Below are 26,809 nucleotides of genomic sequence, written 5' to 3'. Positions count from 1 at the left end.
GTCCTTGTCGAGCGGAAAAGGGGTGTGGCTCAGTGGAAGCGCGAGCGGATGTCTGGTCGCAGCAGGCGCCAGGCCAGCCAGCCCTGCAGGCCGAGGAGTACGAACGACATGGCCACCATGGTCAGCGTGATCAACCAGCGTTTCAGATGGAGTTCCTGTTGCAGGACGGCGTCGTCGGAGAGAAACGGGATGACGTCGCGCATGAACACGTCCAGCCACCCGGCGATCGCAAAGTTGGTCAATGCACTCATCAGCAGGATCGCCACAAAGCTCCACAGGCCCCAGCTGCGCTCGCGCAGCAGTCCCCAGCTGGCCAGTGTCGAGGCAAGGCACAGCAGTGCGACGATCATCGACGCGGCCACCGGATGCGCCAGAAGCCAGATCAGGCTGTGCAGGTGCTGGAGTTGTACTTCCCTCTCAACCAGGTGCCAGATCGGAAGGTTGTGCAGCGGCCACAGCAGCAGTCCCTGCATCACGAAGTAGACCGTGAGCAGCAGTGACAGCCAGAACGAGGCGTGTGCGATCGGGCGCACCCAGGCGTGATAGGTCGGTTGGACCAGCGAAGGAATCGGCGGGATCGACATTGACATCCGGTGTCCTTGCAATCGGTGCCCGCGCGCTCAGCGGGCCGTCACCCGGGTGGCGACGGCCGGCAGGATATGGTGTTCGCTCAGCGGTGCCAAGGGCAGGCCGTGCGGTGGCTGCAGCGGCACCCAGGCCAGTTCAGCGATCTCCGCGCGTGCCTGTGGCATGCCGTCCACCTGCACCCACCAGGCCTGGGCCTGCACGCGGTGGCCGGGCTCGTTCACCGCCCAGTCTTCGAACGTGCCCAGCGCGACGGCGGTCTCGACGCACAGCTGCACGCCGAGTTCCTCGTCCATCTCGCGGGCCAGCGCCTGCAGCGGTGCTTCGCCGGGTTCGGGCTTGCCGCCGGGCTGGATGAAGCGGCTGGCGCCGTGTTTGCGCACCACCAGCGCCCGGCCGCGGTCATCCAGGATGACCGCGGCCACGATATGGATCGTGGCCGCGGCGTTGCTCACTTCAGGTTCTGCTCGAACAGCTTGAGGATGCGCTTGTACTGGTCCAGCCAGGAATCGGCGCGGACGTAGCCGTGGCGCTCCAGCGGGTACGGAGCGATCGACCAGTTGTCCTTGTGCAGTTCGATCAGGCGCTGGGTCAGGTTCACCGAGTCCTGGAAGAACACGTTGTCATCCATCATGCCGTGGGCGATCAGCAGGTTGTCCTGCAGGTTCTGCGCGTACTCGATCGGCGAGGACACGCGGTACGCCTCCGGATCGATGTCCGGGGTGTTGAGGATGTTGCTGGTGTAGCCATGGTTGTACTGGTGCCAGTCGACCACCGGGCGCAGCGCGGCGCCGGCCTTGAACGTGCCCGGCGAGCGGAACAGCGCCATGAAGGTCATGAAGCCGCCGTAGGAACCGCCGTAGATGCCGGCGTGGTCGCGGTCACCCTGCTGGGTGTCGACCAGCCAGTCCAGGCCGTCCTTGTAGTCTTCCAGTTCCGGGTGGCCCATGTTGCGGTAGATCGCAGTACGCCAGTCGCGGCCGTAGCCCTCGCTGCCGCGGTAATCCATGTCCAGCACGATGTAGCCCTTCTGCACCAGCAGGTTGTGGAACATCTGCTCGCGGAAGTAGGCCGGGTAGCGCTGGTGCACGTTCTGCAGGTAGCCGGCGCCGTGCACGAACATCACGATCGGGTATTTCTTCCCCGGTTCCTTGTTTTCCGGTTCGTAGTACTTGGCCCAGACCACGCCGGCGCCATGCTTGGACGGCACTGCCACCAGCTTCGGCTGGATCCACTGGCGCGCCTTGTAGTCGGCGGTGCGGGTGTCGGTCAGCACGCGGGCCTGGCCACCGGTGCTCGGCAGCACGGCCAACTGCGGCGGCAGGTAGGCACCGGAATAGCGCACCAGCAGCTGCTGGCCGTCCGGCGATAACGAGAAGTCTTCCACGCCGTTGAGGCTGGTCAGCTCGCGCACCTGGCGGCTGCCGGTATCGACCGCGCAGACTTCGTAGTCATGCGGCGCCTGCTGGTTGCACAGGAAGTAGAAGCCCTTGCCATCGGCCGACGGCACCGGCGCCGAGGTTTCCCACTTGCCGCTGGTCAGCGCCTGCGGCTTGGCCGTGCCGGCCTGCGTGTACAGGTGCGAGAAGCCCGATTCCTCCGACAGCAGCCACAGCGTGCGGCCATCGGCCATCCAGCCGAAATCATTGAAGCCCCAGTTGATCCAGCCGTTGTCGGTCAGGCGATGGCGGTTCTGCACGCGGCCATCGGCAGCGTTGACGCTGATGATCCAGCGGTCCTTGTTGTCGTTGGCACGCAGCATCACCGCGGCCTGCTGGCCGTCGGCGCTCCAGCGGATGCCACCGCCCATGAAGTCGCTCATCACCTGCAGGCTGCGCTCGCCCTTCAGCGCATCCTTGCCGGCCTTGCGGCGCAGCTCGGCCAGCGGATCGGTGCTGATGCCAGGCAGGCTGGACAGCGAGACCTTCTCGGCCTTGCCGGTGCGCACGTCCACATACCACAGGGTGTGCGGTTCGAAGCCGTTGCGGCCGACGCGGGTGCGGGTGTCTTCGGTTTCCTCGTAGCCCGACTCGGTCACGTACAGCGGCATCTTGCCGCCGCGGCCGTCATCGAAGTCCTTCGGCTTGGTCACCACGATCAGGTGGGTCAGGTCCGGCGACAGCACGCTGTCGGCGATCTCCACGTCGGTGCCCAGGTACACCGGGCCCGGCGCGCGGGTCGGGTCGGCCTGGCGCCAACGCTGGTCCTGGTCCTTCAGTGCTTCGCGCTGGTCGCGGTCGCGGCGCAGGGTTTCCAGCGTGCGCAGCTGCTGGTCACGCAGCACGTCGGCCTTCGGCGGCGTGCGCGGATCCTTCTCGGCCTTCAGGCTGGCCACCTGCTGCACGCCGCTCGCGGCGGTCCAGTGGAACCAGTTCTGGCCAACGCGCCAGATCACGCCATTGTCGGCAGCAAAGTTCACGTTGCCCGCGCGCTCGTTGCTGCGGGTCAGCTGGGTCAGCGCGCCGCTGCGCAGGTCGCGCACGAACACGTCGCCATTGCGGACGAAGGCGCTGCGGCTGCGGCTGCGGTCGTAGACCGGCTCGGCCACGTCCAGGGTGCCACGCTGGTCATCGGCCACCTGTGCGGCCACGCCACCGGCCACCGGCTGGCGGAAGGTATCGCGCACCGGGCTGCCGTTGCGCTTGAGCTGGTATTCCACCTGCTGGCTGTTCCACGACCACCAGGCCTTTTCGACCGGCGGACCGATCCAGTCCGGGTCGGCCATGGCCTGTTCGATGGTGATCGGCGTCGGCGCGGCATGCGCAGCCGGTGCGGCCAGCACGGCCGACAGCAGGAGGGACAGGGGCAGCACTCGGGACATGGGCGGACGGCACCAGAAGAGGAAACCGGCCAAGCGTAGCAGCCGCAAGGGCCCGGGGCAGGGGCCACAGGTCATGGCAGCGGGATTGGCAAAGTGGTGCAACCGGTTGCCGGGCTTGCGCATCCATTCTCCTGAACCCGCATCATCCACCGAACAGGAGCCCGACCATGCAGGAACTGATCCCGATCACTCTCTTCATCTGCATCGCCTACGCGATCCACGCCATTGCCGATGCCCGCGCCCGCAGCAAACTGGTCGCTCCGCACGTGCCCGAGGAAGTGATCCGCTCGCTGGCCATGCTGGAGGAAGAGCGCCGCCGCCAAGGGGCGCTGCGCTGGGGCATCAGCCTGGTCTGCCTGGCGTTGGCCATGGCCCTGCTGGAAGCCATCGGTGCCCGTGACCTGACCTTCGGCGCCGCTGCGGCGATGGTGGGCAGTGCCGGCCTCGGCCAGCTGCTGGCCTGGCACTTCACCCGTCCCGTCGCGCGCAAGGGCTGAGCCGGCCCATGTCACGGGCACAGGGGGCGCCCCGCAGATGAGCCTGCTCGGCGAAGCATTGTTGGCACTGCGGGGCCGTCGCCGCCACGATGCAGCGGAGACGGCGGCACCCGCCGCACCGCTGGACGCGGACCAGGCCCTGGTGCGGGCCATCATCGACGGCTCGCAGGTGGCGTTTTCGCAGCTGGTCGAGACCCACCAGCGCACCTGCGCACATGTGATCGGGCGCATGGTGGGCGACCGCGATCAGCTGGCCGACCTGCTGCAGGAGACCTTCCTGGCCGTGTTCCGCCAGCTGCACCGCTTTCGTTTTGAATCCTCGCTGCGCACCTGGGTTTCCCGGGTGGCCTACACCACCGCGCTGCAGCACCTGCGCCGGCGACGGCTGGAGGCGCAATGGATGGTGGCGGTGGAGGTGCCGGAGGAACTGGGAATCGGCGATGAGGGCCCGGGGCCGGCTGAACTGAGCGAGGCGCTGCAGGCGGGGCGCCATCTTGGCGTGGCGCTGGAGCGGTTGAGTGCACCGCAGCGCCTGATCGTCGGCCTGCACTACCTGGAGGACTTCGACCTGGTCGAGATCGAGCAGGTGACCGGGCTGGCACGCGGTACCATCAAGAGCCACCTGCACCGCGCGCGCCAGGTCCTGAAGCAGGAACTGACGCGGCATGCCGCCGCCGGAGAACTGCTGTGAGCCCATCGACCGACCCTCGCGATGCGGAAAAGCGCGCGCTGGCGCAGGCGTTGCGTGAGCAGACACAGCAGGAAGAAACGCCGGATGTGAGCGAAGCGCTGCAGAAGCGCATTGCCGCTGAATCGCGCGATAGTGGTGTGGGCTATGTGGTGGTGCAGGTGGTGTTGTTGGGTGCGTTGGTGGCGGCGGCTGTCTGGTATTTCTGGGTCTAGAAAAACACTGACGCCTGCACCTGATTCTGGACGCTTTTTCCTCCAACGCCTGATCAGATGGCCAGGCATCGGGCGTTGTCTGCAAATCGACAGTTGGTCTTCCGCGTCAGATTCCGTCACCTCGGTCTCGTCGTCGGTGGCGATGGCTCTATCCAGGACCCACGAGCTGCGTGTGTTTCCTGAGGAAAGTTGCAAATCCCATGTCTCCACTTGAGGCGTAGTTTCACAATCAGAGATTCTCAACCATCAGCTTCCAAAGGCATGGAGTGAGAATCACATGGACAGGTGCGCGAGTAAGCCAATGCCGGATGTAGTTGGATGATGCTCTACTACGTCCAGCTTTCGCTTGCCCGATTCAAGCAGCGAGTCGGCACTCATCTGTCAATCGCTCTCATGCTGGGTGCGGGGGTAGGGATCACCACCGTGATGCTTTCCATTGTTCTCCAGGCATCGTCGGATCCCGCTCCAGGCCGGAGCTCGGCACTGTTCCGCCCTTACCTTGACGCGCGTCCAGATGCACTGCGCAGTGGCTCTCCGGATCCTGGTCAGTCACTGACCTGGCCAGACGCGAAGGTGCTTCTGAACCAAGGCCGGACGTGGAAGCAGGCAGCAATGGCAGGGGGCGCGGTGACGCTCTCCCGGCCGGGAGAGCCCAGCGCAAGATTGCGCGCCAGGTTCGCCACGTCCGAAGTCTTCAGTGTCCTCGGCATTGCCGTTGTTCAAGGGCGCGCATGGACCGCCGAGGAGGGGCATGCTGCGAGTCGAATCGTGGTTCTGTCGCGTGCGCTCGCAGAGCGCGAGTGTGCACAGGGCTGTGTTGGTCATCAGTTGGACCTGGGCAGACGCACCTATACCGTGGTGGGTGTCGCGGAGGATTGGCATCCGGTGCCTATGTTTCAGGGAGACCTCACGCGCAGGCCGTTTGTGGAGCCTGACGAGATCTACCTGCCGCTTGAAACCGCAATCGCAGACAAGCTGACTGTTTTGGACGGGACTGCGATCTGGGGTGGTGACCAGGACACGGATCCTGCAGGGGCCAACGTTTCCTGGCTTCAATTGTGGGCGTGGCTGCCCACCGCAGACGATGTCGCCGCTTACCGCGCGAGTCTGAATGCCTATGCGCATGAAAAGGGGCTTCGGATCGAGCCAGGCGCCCAGCAGGTGGCACTCTGGCCGTTGATGGATTGGCTGGACAGGCTGGGATTGGTTCCGGAGCAGGCCAGGATGCAGCTTCGGTTGTCGCTGATCCTGCTCGGCGTGTGCATCGTCAACGCGGCTGCGCTGCTGAGCTTCAGTCTGGGGCGCCGTCGGCGGGAGCTCGCGATACGACGTGCACTGGGAGCACGACGCCGAGACGTGTTCATCCAGCTCATGTGGGAATCCATCGCGGCGGGCGTCGCAAGCGGTGCGCTCGCTGTCGTCACCTATACGCTGGGAATACGGGTGGTTGCTGCGGGAGACGTTCTGCCCAGCGCGATAACAGCGATGCATGCCGGGGCAATGCTGATGGCGGCTGGTCTGGGAGTCGTCACGACGTTGCTCTGTTCATTGGTCCCATCGTTTGAAATCTGCAGGGTCAGCTCACTGTCGAGTGCCTTCGCGAAGGGGGCTGCCTGAAATGTTCGAATCAATGAGGGAGACTCGACGACATCTGGGAAGCGCCGCACTGCTTGCAGTGCAGGCTGCGCTTGCAAGCCTGGCATGTGCGTTCGCACTGCAATCTGTGCTGGACAGCTTCGCCAGATTGAACACCCGCAGCATCCGGGACGCAGTATCGATTGGTGTGGTCAGGGTCTCGGATGTCGAAGAAGGCGCTGATGCTGCAGTGCTGCGGGCAGACCTGTCCGCGATCCGGCTGCCCGGTGTTCAGGGCACGGTTGTGAGCGACGCTGTTCCGTTCGGGGGAAGAGCCCATCGATACGGTGTGTGCACCAGCGAGTCGGCCATGGCGTACTCGATGAACGCGGGTACGACAGACGTTGCTGGATGTGATCGCATTCCTGTGGTAACTGCCAGCTCTGGCTTGCTGGCGATGCTGGGCGCGGGAATCGTCCTGGGGCGGGATGCCACAGAGGACGACATGGCTGAAGGTGCTCCGGTGGTGCTGATCAGTGAAGCGCTGGCTGCCCGTCTGTTCGGAACGGAGCGTGCTGTTGGCCGCCACCTGCATTTCGGCCCCGGCAGCAGCCGGGTCATCGTGGGCGTATTTGCGTCTGTTGCTGGACCGGCACCAGGAGGCAATGAGCGGGACTTGCAGTGGGCGCTGCTTCCGGGCCTTCCCATGGGCGCCAGTCGCTATTATCTGGCGAAGTGGAGGTCGGAGGTTGATCGTTCTTCGCTTGATCGCATTGTCGATGCGCTGCAGCGGCCCTATCGGATCGTGAATTCGACCGGTGTCGAGACGCTGGCGGGATATCGCGACGCCTACGTCAAAGCTGATCGCTTCGCTACGACCGTGCTCGCGGTCATGACGGCCATCGTTCTCGGTGTGCTGATGGCCGGGGTTTCCGGAGTCGTAGGCGCCTGGCTTGATCGGCGCCGGCACTCCATTGGGGTTCGACGGACACTCGGTGCTCGCGGCTCAGTGATCTTTGCCGAAATCATGTTCGAAGTTTCACTGTTCACCACACTGGGCGCCCTGCTCGGCGCGTTGTCGTTGCAGTGGCTAGGGCCGCCACAGGATGGCATCACAGGTTCACTGTGGTTCTCGATATCGAGCGCTGTCGTGCTGGTGATGGCGGCCTGCTTGACTGCATTGGTACCCCGGGCCCGGCGAATCGCCAAGGAGCCGCCCTTGACCCTGCTGAAGCCCCTGTAGCCCGTTCATCCTGTCATCCAGCTTCCCTGCGACAAAGTGAAGCAGCGCGTCACCCGGTCGCATCCCACCTTAACGAAATCCTCCTAAAGTGGTCCGGTATCCCACCGGTCACAGGCAGGAGGCGTCCCTTGGACGCGTTGTTGTTGTCCCGGATCCAGTTCGGATTCGTCATCAGTTTCCACGTGCTGTTCCCCGCCTTCACCATCGGTACGGCCAGCTGGCTGGCCTTCATCGAATGGCGGTGGCTGCGCACGAAGTTGCCCGTGTGGCGCGAGCTGTATTTCTTCTGGCAGAAGATCTTCGCCGTGTCGTTCGGCATGGGCGTGGTCAGCGGCATCGTCATGGCCTTCCAGTTCGGCACCAACTGGCCACGGCTGAGCGAGGTGGCCGGCACGGTCATCGGACCGCTGCTGACCTACGAGGTGCTGACCGCGTTCTTCCTGGAAGCCAGCTTCCTCGGCGTGATGATGTTCGGCTGGGGCCGGGTCTCGCCGCGCCTGCATTTCTTCTCCACCTGCATGGTGGCGCTGGGCACGCTGTTCTCCACGTTCTGGATCCTGTCGTCCAACAGCTGGCTGCATACACCGGCCGGCTACGAGATGGTCAACGGCATCGTGCATCCGGTGGACTGGTGGCAGGTGGTGTTCAACCCCTCGTTCCCCTATCGCCTGGCCCACATGGCGCTGGGCTCGTTCATCACCACCTGTTTCGTGATCGGTGGCGTCGGCGCGTGGTACCTGCGCAAGGGCACACATGTCGAGGCCGGCCGGCGCATGCTGATCGCGGCGGTGGCGTTCGCCGCACTGACCGTGCCGGTACAGATCTTCGTCGGCGACATGCATGGCCTGAACACGCTCAAGCATCAGCCGATGAAGATCGCGGCGATGGAAGCGCACTGGCATGAAACCAAGGAAGGCGAGGGCGTGCCGCTGGTGGTGTTCGCGCTGCCGAACGAGAAGGAAGAGCGCAACGACTTCGAAGTGGCCATCCCGAAGCTGGGCAGCGTCATCCTCACCCACAGCCTGGACGGCACCTTCGATCCGCTCACCTCGGTGCCGGCCAGCGAACGTCCGCCGGTGACGCCGGTGTTCTTCGCCTTCCGCATCATGGTCGGGCTGGGCACGTTGATGCTGCTGCTGGCCTGGGTGTCGGCTTTCCAGCTGTGGCGCAGGAAGCTGCTGGATTCGCCGTGGCTGCTGCGCGGTTGGAACTGGATGCTGCCCAGCGGTTTCATCGCACTGCTGTCCGGTTGGTTCGTCACCGAGATGGGGCGCCAGCCGTGGGTGGTGTATGGCGTGCTGCGCACCGCCGATGCGGTGGGGCCGCAGAGCGCGTGGATGACCGCGCTGTCGCTGGGCGTCTATGTGGTTGGCTACGCCTTCGTGTTCGGTTGGGGCATCTGGTACCTGGTGAAGATCCTGCGGCATGGGCCGCAGCCGTATGCCGAGGGGCCGTCGCTGGACCATGGCAGCCATACCCCGGCGCGCCCGCTGTCGGCCGCCGACGAACCGCTGGAGGAGCGCTGACATGGACCTGATGACCTGGCTGCCGGTGGCGTGGTTCGCGGTGATCGGCTTCGGCGTGCTGATGTACGTGGTGCTGGACGGCTTCGTGCTCGGCATCGGCATCCTTGCCCCGTTCGCTGAGGACGAGGAACAGCTGGACCTGATGATGAACACCGCCGCGCCGATCTGGGACGGCAACGAGACCTGGCTGGTACTGGGCGGCGCCGGCCTGCTGGCGGCGTTCCCCAAGGCGTACGCAGTTCTACTGTCGGCGCTGTACCTGCCGGTGCTGCTGCTGGTGGTGGCACTGGTATTCCGCGGTGTGGCCTTCGAGTTCCGCTTCAAGGCGCATCGATCGCGCCGGTTGTGGAGCGTGGCGTTCGGCCTCGGTTCGCTGCTGGCCACGTTCGCCCAGGGCGTGATCCTCGGCACCCTGGTGCAGGGCATCCCGCTGGTGGACGGCGTCTATCAGGGCGGGCCGTTCGCCTGGTTCAGCCCGTTTGCGATGCTGACCGGCGCCGCGCTGGTGGCCGGCTATGCGCTGCTGGGCAGCACCTGGCTGATCCTGAAGACCGAAGGGCGCGTGCAGGCGCTGGCGCGGCAGATGACCCGGCCGCTGGTGGTGGCGGTGATCGCGGCGATGGGCCTGGTCAGCAGCTGGCTGCCGTTCCTCGATTCGCGCCTGATGGCGCGCTGGTTCAGCGACGGCAACTTCTGGTGGCTCTCGCCGGTGCCGTTGCTGACCCTGGCGGTGGCCGCCGCGCTGTGGCGCAGTGCCACCCACCCGCGCCGTGACCTGCCGCCGTTCCTGCTCAGCCTGGCCCTGTTCGTGCTCGGCTTCCTCGGCCTGGTGCTGGGCATGTGGCCTTATCTGCTGCCACCGTCGATGACCCTGTGGCAGGCCGCCGCGCCGGCGTCGTCGCTGGGCTTCACGCTGGTCGGGCTGGTCATATTGCTGCCGGTCATCCTCGGCTATACGGCGTGGTCCTACCGGGTATTCCGCGGCAAGGTGCACGCCGACACCGGTTACCACTGATCGATTGGACACGTGGCCTGCCGTTGCCGGGCCCCGTGTTGGGGAATGTGAAACCTGCACACTCTGGGCGGGACGTGCTAGCGTGCGCTCCTTTCCGGCGGCCAGGGGGGCAGCCGGCGACGTCCTGGACGGACGCACGGCTGCAGGAACGGGGGGCCGCCGCGCGTCGCCGTAGTGGCTCGTGCCTATCGTTCTCCCGTTGAAGCACCATCGCTAAATGATCGAATTCTCCATCGTCGACTGGGCCGCCTGGGCGCCCGGCCTGAGTGAGCGTAGCCAGTGGCTGGGCTGGGCCGATGCGCCGTACCTGCCGCACGGCGGGGACACGCCGGCGCTGGCCGAAGTGCCAGCGATGCAGCGCCGCCGCATCGAGCGGCTGGGCCGGATGGCGATCCAGGCCGCGTGCTGGTGCGAGGATGGACAGGGCGCGGACAGTGACGTGCCGCTGGTGTTCGCCAGCCGCCACGGCGACGTGGCCCGTTCGATGGACCTGCTGGGCGCGCTGGTTGGCGAGCAGCCGCTGTCGCCGACCGGATTCGGCCTGTCCGTGCACAACGCGATCGCCGCGCTGTACTCCATCGCCCGCGGCCACCGCGGCAATTACCTGGCGCTGGCCGCCGGGCAGGCGACGGTGGAGGCGGCCTGCCTGGAAGCCGCTGGCCTGCTGGCCGAGGGTGCCCGCGAGGTGCGGGTGGTGGTCTATGAATCGCCGCTTCCACAGATTTACGCGACGTTCGCCGACGAACCTGACCCGTTCTTTGCATGGTGCTGGCGCCTGACTGCCCCGGCAGAGGGCCGGCCGACGCTGTCGCTGCAGTGGCATCCGGCGGAAGGCCAGGCCACCACTGCGCCAGGCCTGTTGCCGCATGCGCTGGACCTGCACCGCTTCCTGCTGTCCGGTGCGCCGGCGCTGGAGCATGTCGCTCACGGCCAGCGCTGGTGCTGGGGGCGCCGTGGCTGAGGCGCTGCGCCGCCTCGATCATGCCTGGCGGGTGTTTGGCACCGGCCTGAGCTTTGCCGCATTCGGCGTGGGCGGCCTGCTGCTGGGCGTGCTGGTGATGCCGGTGCTGCTGCTGATGCGCGACCCGGTGGTCCGCCGCCGCCGGGCCCGCCGCGTGGTCCAGGTCGCCTTTGCCAGCCACCTGCGCCTGATGCGTGCGCTGGGGGTAATGACCTACCAGATCGAGGGCGGTGAACGCCTGCAGCGCGACGGTCTGCTGGTGCTGGCCAATCACCCGACCCTGATCGACGTGGTCTGCCTGATCTCGCTGCTGCCCAACGCCGACTGCGTGGTGAAGCGGGCCGTGGCCTGCAACCCGTTCATGCGCGGCCCGGTGCGGGCGGCCGGCTACATCGCCAACGATGACGGCGCCGGCCTGGTTGATGACTGCGTGGCGGCGGTGCATGCCGGCGGCACCCTGGTGATCTTCCCGGAGGGCACCCGCAGCGTGCCCGGACAGCCTCCGCGGCTGCAGCGCGGGGCCGCCAACATCGCCGTACGGGGCCGGCTGGACATCACCCCGGTGCGGATCACCTGTACCCCACCCACGTTGACCAAGGGACAGAAGTGGTATCGTGTCCCCTCACGTCGCTTTCACGTTCGGCTGCAGATCGGCGAAGATATCCCGATCGCGCCCTTCCTGGCCGATGACGACTCGCCAAGGGGGGATGCCTTGGCAGCACGCCGCGTCACCGAGCACCTTTCTCGTTACTTCGACCTGTCTGGAGATCCGAACCGTGCAAGCACTTGAGCACGAGATCAAGGAATTGATCATTTCCTCGCTTTCGCTGGAGGACATCACGCCGGAGGACATCGATCCGACCGCGCCGCTGTTCGTGGAGGGCCTCGGCCTGGATTCGATCGACGCGCTGGAGCTGGGCCTGGCGCTGCAGAAGAAGTACGGTGTGAGCCTCTCGGCCGATTCGGAAGAAACCCGTCGCCATTTCTCCAGCGTGCGCGCGCTCGGCGAGTTCGTCGCCGCCCGCCAGTCGTAACGGCGCCAGGAATTGCCATGACCAAGAATGAACTGTTCGAACGCATCGTCAGCATCCTGACCGACAGCTTCGAGATCGAAACCGCCCGGATCACCCCCGAGGCCCGCCTGTACGACGACCTGGACATCGACAGCATCGATGCGGTCGACCTGATCGTTCAGCTGAAGCCGCTGCTCGGCCGCAACCTGCAGCCGGAAGCGTTCAAGGCCGTGCGCACCGTGCAGGACATCGTCGATGTCGTGCATGGACTGCTGCCGGACCAGGCAGCCGCCTGACCGCAGCGCCGGCGGCTTCGCCATGGCTCGCGCACGTACCGTCGTGGTGGCAGCGATTTCGCTTGCCTATCCACTGCTGGTGTACCTGGCGATGGGCCGTTTCGAGCCGCGCTGGCTGTCGCTGCTGCTGTTCACCCTGGCCCTGCTGCGTGCGTTGAGCACGCGACAGCCGCTGTGGTGGGCGGCCGCCGCCGGCACCGGCCTGCTGGCGGTGCTGGCCACCGTGCTCAACCAGGCCCTGCCGTTGAAGCTGTACCCGGCGCTGGTCAATGCGGTGATGCTGGCGGTGTTCGGCACCAGCCTGCGTTTCGGGCCGCCGCTGGTGGAGCGCCTGGCGCGGCTGCAGGAGCCGGACCTGCCCCCGTTCGCGGTGGCCTATACCCGCCGCGTCACCCAGGTGTGGTGCGGTTTCTTCGTTTTCAACGGCAGCCTGGCCCTGCTGACCGCGCTGTACGCGTCGGACAGGGTCTGGATGCTCTACAACGGATTGTTGGCGTACGTGATGATGGGCGTGTTGTTCGCAGGTGAGTGGCTGGTGCGGCGGCGGGTGAAGGCGGCGCACGCGCATGGCTGAGTGGATTGCCCTGGACCGGCTGCTGCTGGCGGCGCGGCCGCATCGAAGCGTTGGCGTCTGCGATGGCGAGGTGATCGACCACGCCCGCTTCCGCCAGCGCGTACTGGCCTGGCGCGCCGCGTTTGCGGCGGCCGAAGGCCGTGACTGGGCCCTGTATTTCGATGATGCGGTGGCCTTTGCCGCTGCGTTGTTCGGTGCCTGGCATGCCGGCAAGCGGGTGTTCCTGGCTGCCGACAATCTGCCGGCCACGCTGCAGGCGCTGCAGCCGCAGGTGAGTGGTTTCGCAGGCGACGTGTCCGCCGATTATCGTCCGCTGGCGGCGCTGGACGCCGCACCGGACGAGGGTCTTCAGGCGCTGGACGAGCGCGCCTGCGAGCTGTGCGTGTTCACCTCCGGCAGCACCGGACAACCCAGTGCGATCAACAAGCGCATGGACCAGCTGACGCGCGAGGTGGACGCACTGCAGGCTGCGTTCGGCACGCAGCTGGAAGGCGTGCAGGTGCATGGCACGGTGTCGCACCAGCACATCTATGGCCTGCTGTTCCGCGTGCTGTGGCCGCTGGCTGCCGGCCGCCTGATCCATCCACGCCGGTTCTTCCACGAAGATCTGGTGGGTGCGCTGGCCGGTACCGATACGGTGCTGGTCGCGACCCCGGCCCACCTCAAGCGCCTGCCCGAGCAGCTCGACTGGGCCAGCCTGCATGGCCGCCTGCGCGCGGTATTCTCCTCTGGCGGCCCGCTGCCGGAAGACGCCGCACGCCAGGTGCGGCAGTGGCTCGGCGTGGCACCGACCGAGGTCTATGGCAGCAGCGAGACCGGCGGCATCGCCTGGCGCCGCTGGGACACCGACCTGCCGCCGTGGCAGCCGCTGCCCGGCGTGCAGTGGCGCATCGAGGAGGGCTGCCTGGCGGTGGCCTCCGCACATCTGGAAACCCCGGATTGGTGGCGTACCCAGGACCGCGTTGAAGCGTTGGCCGATGGCCGCTTCCGCCTGCTGGGCCGTGCCGACCGCATCGTCAAGATTGAAGAACGCCGCGTTTCGCTGGATGCGCTGGAACGTGCGCTGCGCGAAGACGCCGAAGTGGATGACGTGCGCGTGCTGGTGCTGCCCGGGCAGCGCGAGCAGCTGGCTGCCGTGGTGGTGCCGGCTGACCCGGCATTGCTGGCCGGTGGCGATGCCGCGCGTCGCGCGCTCCCGCAGCGTCTGGGGGCACGCCTGGCACAGGGCCATGATGCCGTCACCCGGCCGCGCCGCTGGCGACTGGTGCAGGCGCTGCCGATCAACGCACAGGGCAAGGTCACCCAGGCAGCACTGGCGGCGCTGTTCCAGCCGCTGATGCCGGTGCCAGTCTGGGAGCAGCGTGATGCGGCCAGCGCCACATTGCGCATGACCCTCGATCCCGCATTGCGACCGTTCCAGGGCCACTTCCCGCAGGCGGCGATCCTGCCCGGCGTGGCCCAGCTGGACTGGGCGGTGCGTTTCGGCCGCCAGGCGTTCACGATGCCGAGCGGTTTCCTGCGCATGGATGCGGTGAAGTTCCAGCACGTGGCCCGCCCGGGCGATGAGCTGACCCTGCGGCTGGACTGGGATGCCGCACGCAACGTGCTGGCCTTCCGCTACACCTCCAGCCATGGTGTGCATGCCAGCGGCAAGGTGGTTTTCGCTGATGCGGACTGACCCGGCCGTTGCCGGTGCCGCGTTCGCGCCACTGGTGGTGATACCCGTCTACGACCACGAGCACGCCATCGCGGCGGTGGTCGACGGCGTGCAGGCCGCCGGCCTGCCGTGCCTGCTGGTCGACGATGGCTCGCATGAGGCGTGCGCGGCATCACTGCGTTCGCTGGCACAGCGCCAGGGCGTCGACCTGCTGCGCCTGGACATCAACCAGGGCAAGGGCGGGGCGATGCTGGCCGGTTTCGCCGAGGCGGGCGCGCGTGGCTACAGCCACGTGCTGCAGATCGATGCCGACGGCCAGCACGATACCAGTGATCTGCCACGCTTCATCGAGGCTGCGCGCTCGCATCCCGATGCAGTGATCTGTGGCATTCCGGCCTACGACGCGAGCGTGCCAAAGGCGCGCCTGTACGGCCGCTACGCCACCCACATCTGGGTCTGGATCAACACGCTGTCGCTGCACCTGCGCGACACCATGTGCGGCTTCCGCGTGTATCCACTGCCGCCGGTGCTGCGCCTGGTCGGCGAGGAAACCATCGGCCGGCGCATGGATTTCGATACCGAAGTGATGGTGCGCCTGTACTGGCGGCAGGTGCCGGTCGAGCACCTGGCCACCCGCGTGACCTATCCGGCCGACGGTGTGTCCCACTTCGATGTGTGGCGCGACAACGTGCGCATCAGCCGCATGCACACCCGCCTGTTCTTCGGCATGCTCTGGCGCGCACCGCGCCTGCTGTGGCGCCGCCTGCGGGGGCAGCGCTGAGATGGCGGCCGCGCAGGGTGCCCCGCACTGGGCCGACATCGGCGAATCGACGTCGGTGGCCGGCGTGCTGTTCCTGTGCTGGGTGCACCGCTGGTTCGGGCGCTGGCCGTTCCGCCTGTGCGTGTGGCCGGTGGTGGCCTGCCACTGGCTGGGCAACCGCGTTGGCCGCCAGGCCTCGATGCAGTACCTGCAGCGCCTGCAGGCGCACAGCGGTGCGCTGGGTCGCGCGCCGACCCGGGGTGACAGCCTGCGCCACTTCTTCGCGTTTGCCGACACGATGCTGGACAAGATCCTCGGCCTGGGTGGACGCTATCCGGCCGAACGCATCCACCTGCATCGCGACCTGGTGCTGGAAAAGATCGCGCGCCGCGAAGGCGGGCTGATCCTGACTGCGCACATCGGCTGCCTGGAACTGTGCCAGGTGCTGGCCGAACAGGTGCCTGGGTTCCGCATCACTGTGCTGGTGCACACCGCGCATGCGCAGCGCTTCAACCGCCTGCTGCAGCGGCTGGACCCACTGGCAGCGGTGGAACTGGTGCAGGTAACCGAAATGGGCCCGGCCACGGCGGTGATGCTGGCCGAGCGCGTGGCGGCGGGTGGCTTCGTCGCCATCGTCGGCGACCGCACGCCGGTGCAGGGCGGCCGCAGCGTCACCGCCGATTTCCTTGGCCACCGCGCGCCGTTCCCGATCGGCGCCTATGTGCTCGCCGCCGCGCTGGGTTGCCCGGTCTACACCATGGCCTGCCTGCACCAGGGCGAGGGCTATCGCGTGGCATTCGAACAGTTCGCCGAACGCATCGTGCTGCCGCGTGGCTCGCGCGACGCCGCACTGGCCGAACAGGCGCAGCGCTTCGCACGCTGGCTGGAACTCCAGGTCATCCAGTCCCCGTTGGACTGGTTCAATTTCTTCCCCTTCTGGGATCAGGCTCCGCATGACGACTGACGCCGTACCCGTGTGCCGCTTTGGCGATGCACCGTTGACCATTGAAGACGTGGTTGCCCTGGCCCAGCGCCAGTGCGACGCCGCCCTGAGCGACGCGCCGGCGTTCCGCGCGCATATCCAGCGCGGTGCCGACTTCCTCGACCGCCTGCTGCGCGAGGATGGCGTGATCTATGGCGTGACCACCGGCTACGGTGACTCGTGCACGGTGAACATCCCGCCGGCGCTGGTGGCTGAGCTGCCGCACCACCTGTACACCTACCACGGCTGTGGCCTGGGCCGTTACCTGGACCCGGTCGAGACCCGCGCGGTGCTGGCTGCGCGCCTGGCGTCGCTGGTGCGTGGCATGTCCGGTGTCAGTGTGCCGCTGCTGGAAGGCCTGGCCACACTGCTGCAGCACGACGTGCTGCCGATGATTCCGGCCGAGGGCTCGGTGGGTGCCAGCGGTGACCTGACCCCGCTGTCCTACGTGGCCGCGGTGCTGTGCGGCGAGCGCGAGGTGCTGCACGACGGCCGCGTGCAGCCGGCGGCGGATGTGTTGGCGAAGATCGGCATGACCCCGTTGAAGCTGCGGCCGAAGGAAGGCCTGGCGATCATGAACGGTACCGCGGTGATGACCGGCCTGGCCTGCCTGGCCTGGCAGCGCGCCGATTACCTGGCGCGCATGGCCACGCGGCTGACTGCGTTCAACGTGCTGGCCAGCGACGGCAACGCGCATCACTTCGACGAAACCCTGTTCGCCGCCAAGCCGCACCCGGGCCAGGGCCGCATCGCCGCGCGCCTGCGCAGCGACCTGCACAGCGAGCGTCCGCCGCGCAATGAACAGCGTCTGCAGGACCGCTACTCGCTGCGCTGCGCGCCGCATGTGATCGGCGTGCTGGAGGACAGCCTGCCGTTCCTGCGCCAGCTGATCGAAACCGAACTGAACAGCGCCAACGACAACCCGCTGATCGATGCCGACGGCGAGCGCATCCTGCATGGCGGCCACTTCTACGGGGGCCACATTGCGCTGGCGATGGACACCCTGAAGAACACCGTGGCCAACGTTGCCGATCTGCTCGACCGGCAGCTGGCACTGGTGGTCGATGCCCGCTACAACCACGGCCTGCCGGCCAACCTGTCGGCGGCCACCGGCCCGCGCGCGGCCATCAACCATGGCCTGAAGGCGCTGCAGATCAGCGTTTCGGCATGGACCGCCGAAGCGCTGAAGCAGACCATGCCGGCCAGCGTGTTCTCGCGTTCCACCGAATGCCACAACCAGGACAAGGTCAGCATGGGCACCATTGCCGCGCGCGATTGCCTGCGCGTGATCGAGCTGACTGAACAGGTGGTGGCCGCGATGCTGGTCGCTGCCCGCCAGGGCCTGGCGCTGCGCGAACGGGTTGGCCTGAACGCGCAGCTGCATGGCAGTCTGGCCGACATGTACGCCGACCTGGGGCAGCGCATCGCCCTGGTTGAAGAAGACCGCGCGCTGGATCGCGAACTGCGGGAGCTGCTGGTGGAGATCCGCGCGCAACGTTGGGAGCTGTATGCCGGTGAATGAAGCAATCGAACGGGCCGGCGAGATTGCGCTGACCCCCGCCTTCCATGACTGCGATCCGATGAACGTGGTCTGGCATGGCAACTACTTCAAGTACTTCGAGATCGCGCGCTGCGCGCTGCTCGGGCGCTATGACTACGACTACCCGCAGATGCTCGAATCGGGCTATCTGTGGCCGGTGGTCGATGCCCGGGTGAAGTACGTGCGCCCGCTGCTGTTCAACCAGGCCCTGCGCGTGATCGCGCGCATCGTGGAATGGGAGAACCGGCTGAAGATCGAGTACGAAATCGTCGATGCGCAGAGTGGCCAGGTGCTGACCCGCGCGATGACCATCCAGGTCGCGGTGGACGCGGCCAGCAAGGAAATGCTGTACCAGTGCCCGCCGGTACTGTGGGAACGCCTGGGAGTGCCCGCGCCATGAACCGAGCGAACCGTTTTGCGCGCGCACTGCTATGCGCGTCGCTGCTGCTGGCCGCACCGCTGGTGCAGGCCGCCGATCCGGCCATCGATGCGATCACCCAGGCGGTGGCCCGGCCGGATGTGCTGCGTGGCCAGTTCAGCCAGGAAAAGCAGGTCAGCGGCTTCAAGAACCCGCTGCGTTCTCAGGGCCGGTTCGTGGTCGCGCGCCAGCACGGCGTGATCTGGTCCACGCTCAAGCCGTTCCCCTCCGAGGTGGTGGTCACCGCCGACCGCATCCTCAGCCGCCAGCGCGATGGCAGCACCCGCGTCGAACTCGATGCACGGCAGCAACCGGCGATGCGTTCGGTGAACGCGATCATGTTCGCGCTGATGAGTGGCGACGTGCAGGCGCTGTCCAGCCAGTTCAACGTGGCGGCCAGCCGTGAAGGACAAGGCTGGCGGCTGCGCCTGACGCCGAAGTCGGCGATGCTGGCCAAGGCTTTCGAATCGCTGACCCTGCAGGGCGACCGCTACGTGCGCCAGGTCGAGATCGTGGAGGCCAACAAGGACCGCACGCAGATCCAGTTCAGCGCGTTGAGCGAGACGCCGGTCACGCTCAATGCCGACGAGGCCCGCCGCTTTGAGTGAGGCCGCGGCATCGAACGCACCGGACCGGTTGCGGCGCTGGTGGCACTGGCTGGGCATCGCCTGGCTGCTGGTGCTGCTGGTGATGGGCGCGCAGCAGTGGCGCCTGTGGAGCCAGCAATCGCGGATCGACACCGACATCCTCGCCCTGCTGCCGCAGGATGCACACGACCGCCTGTTGAGCGATGTCACCCGGCGCATCGCCGATGGCAGTTCGCGGCAGGTGGTGGTGCTGCTGGGCAGCAAGGACGGCGCCGCCGCCAAGCGTGCGCAGGCGGCTTTTGCCGCGGCCATGGCCAAGGACGCCGATCACGCCCTGCTGGTACCCAGCGGCTCGATCGAAGGCTGGTTCGATGAGGCGCGCGCGTTCTACGCGCCGTACCGTGACCGCCTGCTGACCCCGGCCCAGCGCGAGCAGCTGCAGGGCAGCGAGCCGGGCGCGCTGGCCGAACAGGCGTTGGCCGCGCTGTACGGCCCGATGGGCGCGCCGCGCCTGACCGACTGGCGGCAGGACCCGTTGTCGCTGTGGCCGCAATGGTGGCAGCAGCAGGCGCAGGGGTCGGGGCTGCGGTTGGGCGATGACGGCCTGCTTGAAGCCGAGGGCAGGCACTGGGCCGTGCTGCAGTTCGATACGCCCGGCTCGGCGTTCCAGCTGGATGGCGAGCGCCATCTCGATGGCCTGCTGGAACGTGCCGGGCAGGCCGCAAAAGCAGCGGCGCCGGAGCTGGAAATCCTGCACGCCGGCGTGCCGCTGCATGCCGAGGCCGCCGCGGTGCAGGCCAACCAGGAGATCAACACCATCGGTTGGGGGTCGCTGGCGGCGGTGCTGCTGCTGGTGTGGCTGGCATTCCGCTCGCTGCGGCCGATCCTGCTGGTGGCCGCCTCGCTGCTGATCGGCTGTGGTGTGGCGCTGGCGGTGACCGTGCTGGTGTTCGGCAAGGTGCATGTGCTGACCCTGGTGTTCGGTGCATCGCTGGTGGGCGTGGCCGAGGATTACGGCATCCACTGGTTTGCCTCGCGCCAGGCCGAGCCGGCCGATCGTCGCTGGAAGCTGCTGCGACACCTGCTGCCTGGCCTGTGGCTGGCCCTGCTGACCAGTGCGCTGGCCTACCTGGCATTGGGCCTGGCCCCGTTCCCGGGCCTGCGCCAGATGGCGCTGTTCTCGGTGGTCGGCCTGGCTGCCGCCTTCCTCACGGTGATCTTCTGGTTCCCGTGGCTGGATGGTGGCGAGATCCGCCAGACCCGCTTCTCGCAGTGGCTGGGCAACACGCTGGAGCGTTTCCCGCGCCTGCATGGCCGCCGCGCGGTGACGATGTTCGTGGTGATCACGCTGGCACTGTCTGCCGTAGGCATCGCGCGCCTGCAGAGCAACGACGACCTGCGCAGCCTGCAGTCGTCGCCGCCGGCATTGATGGCGCAGCAGATCCGCTTGAGCCAGTTGCTGGGCATGCCCAGCCCGGCACAGTTCTACCTGGTGCAGGGCGCCGACGCGGCGCAGCTGCTGGAGCGCGAAGAAGCGCTGACCGGACGCCTGCGCGCACTGACCAGCGACAAGCGCATCGGTGGCTACCGCGCGATCAGTGACTGGCTGCCATCGCCGGCGCGCCAGCAGGCCGATGCCGCGCTGACCGCCAAGGTGGAACCGGGCGTGTTGGCGGCGGTGTCCGAAGCCGTGGGCGAGCCGCTGCCGCGGCCGGCCTTCGCCGCCGCGCCGCTGACCGCCGAAGCCTTCCTGGCCTCGCCGGCCTCGCAGCCGTTCCGTCACCTGTGGGTGGGTGAGGTCGGTGGGCAGATGATCAGCGTGGTGATGGTCGATGACCTGTCGCGCGCCGATGCGCTGGCCACCCTGCAGGGCGCGGCCGAAGGCCTGCCCGGCGTGCGCTGGGTGGACCGCACCGCCGACTTCTCCACGCTGCTGGGCCACTACCGCAAGCTGATGGGTGGGCTGCTGCTGGTCGGCATCGCGCTGGTGTTCGGCGCGCTGTGGCTGCGCTACCGCCGCCAGGCCTGGCGCGTGTTCGCGCCGACCCTGATTGCCGGTGCCTTGACCCTGGGCCTGCTGGGTCTGTTCGGCCAGCCGCTGCAGCTGTTCAACGTGCTGGCACTGATGCTGCTGCTGGGCATGGGCATCGACTACGGCATCTTCCTGATCGAGCACCGTGGCGATGCCAGCGCCTGGCTGGCAGTGTGCGTGGGCGCGGCCAGCACCTGGCTGTCGTTCGGCCTGCTGGGCCTGTCGCAGACCCCGGCGCTGCGCGCGTTCGGCCTGACCCTGCTGTTCGGCATCGGCCTGGTCTGGTTGATCTCGCCACTGTTCCGGCCGCCACCGCATGACCTGCCGCCGGCCTGAGTCCGCCTTCCGCTTTTCTTCTTTCCCCTGATCGAGCAACAAGGACGCCCCGATGAGTACTGCTGTGGATGCTGTCGAACGCACTGAAATCCTGATCATCGGCGCAGGCCCGGCCGGCTCGGTGGCCGCGGCGATGCTGCGCCAGCAGGGCCGCCAGGTGCTGATGCTGGAGCGCCAGCAGTTCCCGCGCTTCTCGATCGGTGAAAGCCTGCTGCCGCAGAGCATGGAGTACATCGAAGCGGCAGGCCTGCTGCAGGACGTGGTCGAAGCGGGCTTCCAGCACAAGAACGGCGCGGCCTTCGTGCATGGCGAGGCGCGCACCGCGTTCGACTTCAGGAAGAAGTTCTCGCCGGGTTGGGGCACCACCTACCAGGTGCAGCGCGCCGACTTCGACAACGTGCTGGCGCGCGGCGCGGAGCGCATGGGCACCACGCTGCGCTTCGGCGATGAAGTGCTTGCGGTCGAGCCGGGCGAGCAGCCGGCGGTGACCGTGCGTCGTCCGGACGGCAGCGAGTACCGCATCGAGGCCGATTTCATCCTCGATGCATCCGGCTTCGCGCGCCTGCTGCCACGCCTGCTGCAGCTGGAATCGCCGTCCAACTTCCCGGTGCGCGGCGCGATCTTCTGCCACGTGCGCGACAACATTCCGGCCGAAGCGGACTTCGATCGCAACAAGATCCTGATCACCACCCATCCCGAGCACATCGACGTCTGGTACTGGACGATCCCGTTCTCCAACGGCTGCTGCTCGCTGGGCGTGGTCGCCGAGCCGTCGTTCTTCGAACGTTACGAAGGCGACGACCTGCAGAAGCTGCAGGCCATCGTTGGCGAGGACCCGAACCTGACCCGGCTGCTGGCCAACGCCGAATGGGCGGTGCTGCCGGTGCGTCGCATCACCGGTTACTCGGCCAATGTCAGCTCGTTGTGGGGCCCGGGCTACGCCCTGCTGGGCAATGCCGGCGAGTTCCTTGACCCGGTGTTCTCCTCCGGCGTCACCATCGCCTTCAAGTCCGCGCAGCTGGCCAGCGAATGCCTGGCGCGCCGCTATGCCGGCGAAACCGTCGACTGGGAAGCTGAATTCTCGATCCCGCTGCGTGCCGGCGTGAAGACCTTCCGCCGCTTCGTTGAAAGCTGGTACGAGGGCGGCTTCCAGAAGATCATCTACCACCCGCAGCAGCAGCCCGAAGTACGCGACATGATCAGTTCCATCCTGGCCGGCTACGCCTGGGACACCAACAACCCGTATGTGGCCGACGAAAGCGGCCGCCGCATGCGCGTGCTGGAGCAGCTGTGCAGCGCCTGATCGCCCGTACCGCGGCCGTGCTGCTGTGCCTGCTGCTGGCCGCCTGTGCCGGCCGCATGCCCAAGCCATTGGTGGAACTGCCGCCGCTGCGCCTGTCGCCGGCCAGCCTGCCGGCGCCGCTGGCATTGCAGCAGCAGCTGCATTTCCGTTTCGGTACGCATGAGCGCGACCTGGATGCTCTGCTGGAAGCCGATGCGCAGCAGGTGCAGCTGGCGGTGCAGGCGATGGGCCAGACCGGCGTGCGCCTGCAGTGGGATGGCCTGCAGCTGACCCAGCAGCGCGCGCCGTGGCTGCCGCCGCAGGTACGTGCCGAGCGCGTGCTGGATGACCTGCAGTTCGCGCTGTGGCCGACCGCGGCCATTGCCGCCGCGTTGCCGGCCGGTTGGCAGGTCAGCGATGACGGCCGGCAGCGCAGCCTGTCGCGCGACGGCACGGTGTGGCTGCAGCTGCGGCGCCTGGACGATGGCAGCGTGCAGCTGGACAACCGCGCCGAAGGCTATGCGCTGCGCATCGAATCGATCGACATGGCCGGGCAGGACCGATGAGTGCACCGATCTACCTGAACGACCTGGGCGTGGTCTGCGCGCTCGGCGATGGCCGCGCCGCGGTCGCGTCGGCGATGTTCGCCGATGTGCCGGGCGGGCTCAGCGACAACGACAGCCTGCTGCCGGGGCGCACCCTGGCGCTGGGAGAGGTGCGCACGCCGCTGCCGGCGCTGGAGGACCTGCCGGTGGCCCTGCGCGGGCGCAACAACGCCCTGCTGGACGTGGCACTGGCGCAGATCGCACCAGCGGTGGCCGCCGCGATCGCCCGCCATGGTGCCGAGCGTGTGGCGGTGGTGCTGGGCACCAGCACCTCGGGCATTGGTGAATCCGAGCAGGCCCTGCGCACCCACGCCGAACAGGGCCAGTGGCCGCAGGGCTTCGATTACGCCCAGCAGGAAATGGGCACCGCCGCGCAGTTCGTGCGCCAGCGCAGTGGTGCACAGGGGCCGGCATGGACCCTGTCCACCGCCTGCTCGTCCAGCGCCAAGGCGCTGATGTCGGCCGCGCGCATGCTGCGCGCCGGCATCGTCGATGCGGTGATTGCCGGCGGTGCCGATTCGCTGTGCCGCTTCACCGTGGCCGGCTTCAGCGCGTTGGAATCGGTGTCGGCACTGCGCTGCAATCCGTTCTCGCAGCACCGCTCCGGCATCAACATCGGCGAGGGCGCCGCGCTGTTCCTGCTTACCCGCGAGCCGGGTCCGGTGTGCCTGGCCGGGTGGGGCGAATCGGCCGATGCCCATCACATGTCCGCCCCCGATCCGCAGGGGATGGGGGCCATCGACGCCCTGCAGCAGGCGCTGCTGCGCGCCGGCTGGGGCGCCGACGAAGTGGATTACGTGAACCTGCATGGCACCGCCACCGGGCACAACGATGCGATGGAAAGCCTGGCGGTCTCGCAGGTGCTGGGCAACGGCGTGCCGGCCAGTTCGACCAAGCCGCTGACCGGCCATACGCTGGGTGCCTCGGGCGCGATCGAGGCGGCGCTGTGCTGGATCCTGCTGGCCGAGAACCCACAGCAGCAGCTGCCGCCGCACTGGTGGGACGGCGTGCCCGACCCCGCACTGCCGGTGCTGCCGCTGGTCGCGCCGGGCTCCTGCCTGGCGCAGGCGCCGCGGCGGGTGCTGAGCAATTCGTTCGCCTTCGGCGGCAGCAATGCCGTGCTGGCGCTGGAGCGTCGATGAACACGCTGTACGCGATCGAGGACGTGGTGCCGCACCGCCAGGACATGTGCCTGCTGGAGCGCATCACGCAGTGGGACCAGGACACCCTCGAGGCTGAACTGGTGGTGCCCGAATCCGGCCTGTTCGTGGAGAACGGCGAAGTGCCGGCGTGGGTCGGCATCGAATACATGGCGCAGGCCATCGCGGCCTGGGCCGGCTGCCGCGCGCGTGCGGCCGGCAAGCCGCCGCAGCTGGGCTTCCTGCTCGGCAGCCGCCGCTACAGCAGCGCGCGCAGCAGCTTCCCCAGCGGTTCGCGGCTGCGCGTACAGGCGCGCTGCGAGCTGTTGGGTGACAATGGATTGGGGATGTTCGCCTGCCGCATCCTGGCGGGCGAGGACGAATGGGCGACAGCCAACGTGTCGGTGTTCGAACCGGCCGACGCGATGGCCTATCTGGAGAGTGGACAGGCATGACAGGGAATCGAAGCGTGCTGGTGACCGGCGCCAGCCGGGGCATCGGCCGGGCCATCGCGCTGCGCATCGCGCGCGATGGCTTCGACGTGGTGGTGCATTGCCGCAGCCGCCTGGAAGAGGCACAGGCCGTGGTGGCCGAGATCCAGGCCATGGGCCAGCAGGCCCGCGTGCTGGCGTTCGACGTAGCCGACCGCGAGGCCGCACGCGCCGCGCTGGAGGCTGATGTCGAAGCGCACGGCGCGTACTACGGCGTGGTCTGCAATGCCGGCATCGCCCGTGATGGCGCCTTCCCGGCGCTGTCGGCGGAGGATTGGGACCAGGTCATCCACACCAACCTGGATGGCTTCTACAACGTGCTGCATCCGCTGATCATGCCGATGGTGCGGCGGCGCAAGCCGGGCCGCATCGTCACCCTGTCGTCGGTGTCCGGGCTGGCCGGCAACCGCGGCCAGGTCAATTACAGTGCCGCCAAGGCCGGCATCATCGGTGCCACCAAGGCGCTGGCGCTGGAACTGGCCAGCCGCCAGATCACCGTCAACTGCGTGGCCCCGGGCCTGATCGAGACCGAAATGCTCAACGATGAAGTGATCGAACACGCGCTCAAGCTGATTCCCGCCGGCCGCGTCGGTCGTCCCGACGAAGTGGCGGCCACGGTGGCGTTCCTGCTGTCCGAACCGGCTGGCTACATCACCCGCCAGGTGATCTCGGTGAACGGAGGCATGCTCTGATGGCTGCCGATCGTCGCGTGGTGGTCACCGGTGCGGCCGCCATCAGTCCGCTCGGCCACGACTGGCCGACCATCGAAGCGCACCTGCGCAGCTGCCGCAATGCCGTGCGCACGATGCCCGAATGGGATGTCTACGCTGGCCTGAACACCAAGCTGGCCGCGCCGGCGCAGGACTTCGAGCTGCCGCCGAACTACAACCGCAAGACCACCCGCTCGATGGGCAAGGTCGCGATCATGTCGGTGCGCGCCACCGAGGTGGCACTGCGCGAGGCTGGCCTGCACGAGCACCCGGTGCTGCGCAGTGGCCGTACCGGCGTGGCCTACGGTTCGTCCTCGGGCAGCCACGAGGCCACCGGTGAATTCGGCCGCATGCTCAACGAGTTCACCACCGACGGCATCAGTGCCACCACCTACCTGAAGATGATGAGCCACACCGCGCCGGTCAACATCGGTGTGTTCTTTGGTTTGTCCGGGCGCGTCTACACCACCTCCAGTGCCTGCACCTCGGGCAGCCAGGGCGTGGGCGCGGCCTACGAAGCGATCCGCAGCGGCAAGCAGACGGTGATGGTGGCTGGCGGTGCCGAGCAGCTCGATGCCACTGCCGCGGCAGTGTTCGACACCCTGTTCGCCACCAGCGTGCGCAATGATGCGCCGCAGACCACGCCGCGCCCGTTCGATGCCGGCCGCGATGGCCTGGTGCTGGGCGAGGGTGCCTGTACGCTGATCCTGGAAGACCTGGAGCACGCGCAGGCACGTGGCGCCACCATCCTTGCCGAGGTGGTCGGCTACGGTACCAACAGCGATGGCCAGCACGTCACCCAGCCCAGTGCCGACACCATGGCCCAGGCCATGCGCCTGGCGCTTGAGGATGCCGGGCTGGACGCGGCGCAGATCGACTACGTCAACGCCCACGGCACCGCCACCGACCACGGTGACATCGCCGAGACCCAGGCCACCGCGCAGGTGTTCGGCAGCCGCATGCCGATCAGCTCGCTGAAGAGCTACGTCGGCCACATGCTGGGTGCCTGCGGTGCGTTCGAGGCCTGGATGAGCATCGAGATGATGCGCGCCGGCTGGTTCGCGCCCACCCTGAACCTGGCCGAGGTCGATCCACGCTGCGGCCAGCTCGACTTCATCACCGGGCAGGGCCGTGAACTGCAGGCCGAGTACGTGATGAGCAACAACTTCGCCTTCGGTGGCATCAACACCTCGCTGGTGTTCCGCCGCTGGCGCGAGTGATCCACCGCCCCACCGCCGCTGTTCCCGCAACCTACCCGCAC

The 26,809-nt window shown here is 67.5% G+C and carries 28 protein-coding genes; 25 read left to right on the top strand and 3 right to left on the bottom strand.

Annotated features, from left to right (window positions below):
* Positions 1 to 29 precede the first annotated feature (29 nt).
* From MG068_RS20430 to MG068_RS20420, 3 genes are read right to left on the bottom strand one after another with little or no spacing between them, the layout of a single operon-like run.
* Positions 30 to 590: a hypothetical protein gene (locus MG068_RS20430; RefSeq protein ID WP_049398641.1), complete on the bottom strand. Its 561-nt coding sequence runs from the start codon at positions 588 to 590 to the stop codon at positions 30 to 32.
* A gap of 30 nt (positions 591 to 620) precedes the next feature.
* Positions 621 to 1,040, bottom strand: a complete 420-nt coding sequence (locus MG068_RS20425; RefSeq protein WP_132811031.1) for an NUDIX hydrolase — start codon at positions 1,038 to 1,040, stop codon at positions 621 to 623.
* The gene (locus tag MG068_RS20420; protein WP_132811030.1) at positions 1,037 to 3,406 is read right to left on the bottom strand and encodes a S9 family peptidase; all 2,370 of its coding nucleotides are present in this window, start codon (positions 3,404 to 3,406) and stop codon (positions 1,037 to 1,039) included. Before MG068_RS20420 ends, MG068_RS20425 begins: the two co-directional genes overlap by 4 nt.
* Before the next feature lie 167 nt (positions 3,407 to 3,573).
* Here MG068_RS20420 and MG068_RS20415 point away from each other — a divergent pair, with 167 nt between their 5' ends.
* The 25 genes from MG068_RS20415 to MG068_RS20295 all read left to right on the top strand — a co-directional run bounded on the left by MG068_RS20415 (position 3,574) and on the right by MG068_RS20295 (position 26,768).
* Positions 3,574 to 3,903: a hypothetical protein gene (locus tag MG068_RS20415; protein ID WP_012512481.1), complete on the top strand. Its 330-nt coding sequence runs from the start codon at positions 3,574 to 3,576 to the stop codon at positions 3,901 to 3,903.
* A 37-nt stretch (positions 3,904 to 3,940) separates the two neighbouring features.
* A complete protein-coding gene (locus tag MG068_RS20410; protein WP_132811029.1) occupies positions 3,941 to 4,594 on the top strand; it encodes an RNA polymerase sigma factor in 654 nt (217 codons plus the stop codon).
* A complete protein-coding gene (locus MG068_RS20405; protein WP_132811028.1) occupies positions 4,591 to 4,806 on the top strand; it encodes a hypothetical protein in 216 nt (71 codons plus the stop codon). The genes MG068_RS20410 and MG068_RS20405 overlap by 4 nt, the downstream gene beginning before the upstream one ends.
* Positions 4,807 to 5,124: 318 nt before the next feature.
* Positions 5,125 to 6,423, top strand: a complete 1,299-nt coding sequence (locus tag MG068_RS20400) for an ABC transporter permease (protein ID WP_107433476.1) — start codon at positions 5,125 to 5,127, stop codon at positions 6,421 to 6,423.
* A 13-nt stretch (positions 6,424 to 6,436) separates the two neighbouring features.
* Positions 6,437 to 7,624 carry an ABC transporter permease gene (locus tag MG068_RS20395; protein ID WP_240792104.1) on the top strand — a complete coding sequence of 396 codons (1,188 nt, stop codon included), beginning with the start codon at positions 6,437 to 6,439 and terminating at the stop codon, positions 7,622 to 7,624.
* Positions 7,625 to 7,752: 128 nt separating this feature from the next.
* Complete coding sequence (locus MG068_RS20390) at positions 7,753 to 9,150, top strand: cytochrome ubiquinol oxidase subunit I (protein WP_054172818.1); 1,398 nt, start codon at positions 7,753 to 7,755, stop codon at positions 9,148 to 9,150.
* A 1-nt stretch (position 9,151) separates the two neighbouring features.
* Positions 9,152 to 10,165, top strand: a complete 1,014-nt coding sequence (cydB, locus tag MG068_RS20385) for a cytochrome d ubiquinol oxidase subunit II (RefSeq protein ID WP_005414876.1) — start codon at positions 9,152 to 9,154, stop codon at positions 10,163 to 10,165.
* 217 nt (positions 10,166 to 10,382) lie between these two features.
* A complete protein-coding gene (locus tag MG068_RS20380; protein WP_110714121.1) occupies positions 10,383 to 11,126 on the top strand; it encodes a beta-ketoacyl synthase chain length factor in 744 nt (247 codons plus the stop codon).
* Complete coding sequence (locus tag MG068_RS20375) at positions 11,119 to 11,916, top strand: lysophospholipid acyltransferase family protein (protein WP_132811026.1); 798 nt, start codon at positions 11,119 to 11,121, stop codon at positions 11,914 to 11,916. Before MG068_RS20380 ends, MG068_RS20375 begins: the two co-directional genes overlap by 8 nt.
* Positions 11,903 to 12,160, top strand: a complete 258-nt coding sequence (locus MG068_RS20370) for a phosphopantetheine-binding protein (protein ID WP_005411610.1) — start codon at positions 11,903 to 11,905, stop codon at positions 12,158 to 12,160. The genes MG068_RS20375 and MG068_RS20370 overlap by 14 nt, the downstream gene beginning before the upstream one ends.
* A gap of 17 nt (positions 12,161 to 12,177) precedes the next feature.
* Positions 12,178 to 12,435 carry an acyl carrier protein gene (locus MG068_RS20365; RefSeq protein WP_005411609.1) on the top strand — a complete coding sequence of 86 codons (258 nt, stop codon included), beginning with the start codon at positions 12,178 to 12,180 and terminating at the stop codon, positions 12,433 to 12,435.
* Positions 12,436 to 12,457: 22 nt separating this feature from the next.
* On the top strand, positions 12,458 to 13,009 hold the full coding sequence (locus tag MG068_RS20360) for a COG4648 family protein (protein ID WP_132811025.1): 552 nt from the start codon (positions 12,458 to 12,460) through the stop codon (positions 13,007 to 13,009).
* The gene (locus tag MG068_RS20355) at positions 13,002 to 14,687 is read left to right on the top strand and encodes an ApeI family dehydratase (protein WP_132811024.1); all 1,686 of its coding nucleotides are present in this window, start codon (positions 13,002 to 13,004) and stop codon (positions 14,685 to 14,687) included. Before MG068_RS20360 ends, MG068_RS20355 begins: the two co-directional genes overlap by 8 nt.
* Positions 14,677 to 15,447: a glycosyltransferase family 2 protein gene (locus MG068_RS20350; RefSeq protein WP_132811023.1), complete on the top strand. Its 771-nt coding sequence runs from the start codon at positions 14,677 to 14,679 to the stop codon at positions 15,445 to 15,447. The genes MG068_RS20355 and MG068_RS20350 overlap by 11 nt, the downstream gene beginning before the upstream one ends.
* 1 nt (position 15,448) lies before the next feature.
* Positions 15,449 to 16,390, top strand: coding sequence for a lysophospholipid acyltransferase family protein (locus tag MG068_RS20345; RefSeq protein WP_110714117.1), 942 nt, complete (start codon positions 15,449 to 15,451; stop codon positions 16,388 to 16,390).
* The gene (locus MG068_RS20340; protein ID WP_132811022.1) at positions 16,380 to 17,930 is read left to right on the top strand and encodes an HAL/PAL/TAL family ammonia-lyase; all 1,551 of its coding nucleotides are present in this window, start codon (positions 16,380 to 16,382) and stop codon (positions 17,928 to 17,930) included. The genes MG068_RS20345 and MG068_RS20340 overlap by 11 nt, the downstream gene beginning before the upstream one ends.
* A complete protein-coding gene (locus MG068_RS20335) occupies positions 17,917 to 18,348 on the top strand; it encodes an acyl-CoA thioesterase (RefSeq protein ID WP_006402018.1) in 432 nt (143 codons plus the stop codon). Before MG068_RS20340 ends, MG068_RS20335 begins: the two co-directional genes overlap by 14 nt.
* Complete coding sequence (locus MG068_RS20330; RefSeq protein WP_071228588.1) at positions 18,345 to 18,974, top strand: outer membrane lipoprotein carrier protein LolA; 630 nt, start codon at positions 18,345 to 18,347, stop codon at positions 18,972 to 18,974. Before MG068_RS20335 ends, MG068_RS20330 begins: the two co-directional genes overlap by 4 nt.
* Entirely contained in the window at positions 18,946 to 21,321 is a 2,376-nt protein-coding gene (locus tag MG068_RS20325) for an MMPL family transporter (RefSeq protein WP_132811021.1), read from the top strand. Before MG068_RS20330 ends, MG068_RS20325 begins: the two co-directional genes overlap by 29 nt.
* 52 nt (positions 21,322 to 21,373) lie before the next feature.
* Positions 21,374 to 22,624, top strand: a complete 1,251-nt coding sequence (locus tag MG068_RS20320) for an NAD(P)/FAD-dependent oxidoreductase (RefSeq protein ID WP_132811020.1) — start codon at positions 21,374 to 21,376, stop codon at positions 22,622 to 22,624.
* Positions 22,612 to 23,169 (top strand): DUF3261 domain-containing protein, encoded by a 558-nt coding sequence (locus tag MG068_RS20315; protein WP_132811019.1) that lies wholly within the window; start codon positions 22,612 to 22,614, stop codon positions 23,167 to 23,169. The genes MG068_RS20320 and MG068_RS20315 overlap by 13 nt, the downstream gene beginning before the upstream one ends.
* Positions 23,166 to 24,350, top strand: coding sequence for a beta-ketoacyl-[acyl-carrier-protein] synthase family protein (locus tag MG068_RS20310; protein WP_049424190.1), 1,185 nt, complete (start codon positions 23,166 to 23,168; stop codon positions 24,348 to 24,350). Before MG068_RS20315 ends, MG068_RS20310 begins: the two co-directional genes overlap by 4 nt.
* Positions 24,347 to 24,802, top strand: a complete 456-nt coding sequence (locus tag MG068_RS20305) for a hotdog family protein (protein WP_032129169.1) — start codon at positions 24,347 to 24,349, stop codon at positions 24,800 to 24,802. The genes MG068_RS20310 and MG068_RS20305 overlap by 4 nt, the downstream gene beginning before the upstream one ends.
* Positions 24,799 to 25,530, top strand: coding sequence for a 3-ketoacyl-ACP reductase FabG2 (locus tag MG068_RS20300; RefSeq protein ID WP_012512461.1), 732 nt, complete (start codon positions 24,799 to 24,801; stop codon positions 25,528 to 25,530). Before MG068_RS20305 ends, MG068_RS20300 begins: the two co-directional genes overlap by 4 nt.
* Positions 25,530 to 26,768, top strand: a complete 1,239-nt coding sequence (locus MG068_RS20295) for a beta-ketoacyl-ACP synthase (protein WP_032129167.1) — start codon at positions 25,530 to 25,532, stop codon at positions 26,766 to 26,768. Before MG068_RS20300 ends, MG068_RS20295 begins: the two co-directional genes overlap by 1 nt.
* Positions 26,769 to 26,809: the final 41 nt, after the last annotated feature.

This window comes from Stenotrophomonas sp. ASS1, from assembly GCF_004346925.1.
Lineage (GTDB): Bacteria > Pseudomonadota > Gammaproteobacteria > Xanthomonadales > Xanthomonadaceae > Stenotrophomonas > Stenotrophomonas maltophilia_A.
This window is presented reverse-complemented; position numbering and strand designations above follow the sequence as displayed.

What these genes read in the sequence shown, in the direction of transcription:
- MG068_RS20430 (WP_049398641.1), bottom strand. Translation starts at nt 590, where the DNA reads ATGTCAATGTCGATCCCGCCGATTCCTTCGCTGGTCCAACCGACCTAT.
- MG068_RS20420 (WP_132811030.1), bottom strand. Translation starts at nt 3,406, where the DNA reads ATGTCCCGAGTGCTGCCCCTGTCCCTCCTGCTGTCGGCCGTGCTGGCC.
- MG068_RS20415 (WP_012512481.1), top strand. Translation starts at nt 3,574, where the DNA reads ATGCAGGAACTGATCCCGATCACTCTCTTCATCTGCATCGCCTACGCG.
- MG068_RS20410 (WP_132811029.1), top strand. Translation starts at nt 3,941, where the DNA reads ATGAGCCTGCTCGGCGAAGCATTGTTGGCACTGCGGGGCCGTCGCCGC.
- MG068_RS20400 (WP_107433476.1), top strand. Translation starts at nt 5,125, where the DNA reads ATGATGCTCTACTACGTCCAGCTTTCGCTTGCCCGATTCAAGCAGCGA.
- MG068_RS20395 (WP_240792104.1), top strand. Translation starts at nt 6,437, where the DNA reads ATGAGGGAGACTCGACGACATCTGGGAAGCGCCGCACTGCTTGCAGTG.
- cydB (WP_005414876.1), top strand. Translation starts at nt 9,152, where the DNA reads ATGGACCTGATGACCTGGCTGCCGGTGGCGTGGTTCGCGGTGATCGGC.
- MG068_RS20380 (WP_110714121.1), top strand. Translation starts at nt 10,383, where the DNA reads ATGATCGAATTCTCCATCGTCGACTGGGCCGCCTGGGCGCCCGGCCTG.
- MG068_RS20365 (WP_005411609.1), top strand. Translation starts at nt 12,178, where the DNA reads ATGACCAAGAATGAACTGTTCGAACGCATCGTCAGCATCCTGACCGAC.
- MG068_RS20360 (WP_132811025.1), top strand. Translation starts at nt 12,458, where the DNA reads ATGGCTCGCGCACGTACCGTCGTGGTGGCAGCGATTTCGCTTGCCTAT.
- MG068_RS20355 (WP_132811024.1), top strand. Translation starts at nt 13,002, where the DNA reads ATGGCTGAGTGGATTGCCCTGGACCGGCTGCTGCTGGCGGCGCGGCCG.
- MG068_RS20350 (WP_132811023.1), top strand. Translation starts at nt 14,677, where the DNA reads ATGCGGACTGACCCGGCCGTTGCCGGTGCCGCGTTCGCGCCACTGGTG.
- MG068_RS20345 (WP_110714117.1), top strand. Translation starts at nt 15,449, where the DNA reads ATGGCGGCCGCGCAGGGTGCCCCGCACTGGGCCGACATCGGCGAATCG.
- MG068_RS20340 (WP_132811022.1), top strand. Translation starts at nt 16,380, where the DNA reads ATGACGACTGACGCCGTACCCGTGTGCCGCTTTGGCGATGCACCGTTG.
- MG068_RS20335 (WP_006402018.1), top strand. Translation starts at nt 17,917, where the DNA reads ATGCCGGTGAATGAAGCAATCGAACGGGCCGGCGAGATTGCGCTGACC.
- MG068_RS20330 (WP_071228588.1), top strand. Translation starts at nt 18,345, where the DNA reads ATGAACCGAGCGAACCGTTTTGCGCGCGCACTGCTATGCGCGTCGCTG.
- MG068_RS20325 (WP_132811021.1), top strand. Translation starts at nt 18,946, where the DNA reads ATGCCGACGAGGCCCGCCGCTTTGAGTGAGGCCGCGGCATCGAACGCA.
- MG068_RS20320 (WP_132811020.1), top strand. Translation starts at nt 21,374, where the DNA reads ATGAGTACTGCTGTGGATGCTGTCGAACGCACTGAAATCCTGATCATC.
- MG068_RS20310 (WP_049424190.1), top strand. Translation starts at nt 23,166, where the DNA reads ATGAGTGCACCGATCTACCTGAACGACCTGGGCGTGGTCTGCGCGCTC.
- MG068_RS20305 (WP_032129169.1), top strand. Translation starts at nt 24,347, where the DNA reads ATGAACACGCTGTACGCGATCGAGGACGTGGTGCCGCACCGCCAGGAC.
- MG068_RS20300 (WP_012512461.1), top strand. Translation starts at nt 24,799, where the DNA reads ATGACAGGGAATCGAAGCGTGCTGGTGACCGGCGCCAGCCGGGGCATC.
- MG068_RS20295 (WP_032129167.1), top strand. Translation starts at nt 25,530, where the DNA reads ATGGCTGCCGATCGTCGCGTGGTGGTCACCGGTGCGGCCGCCATCAGT.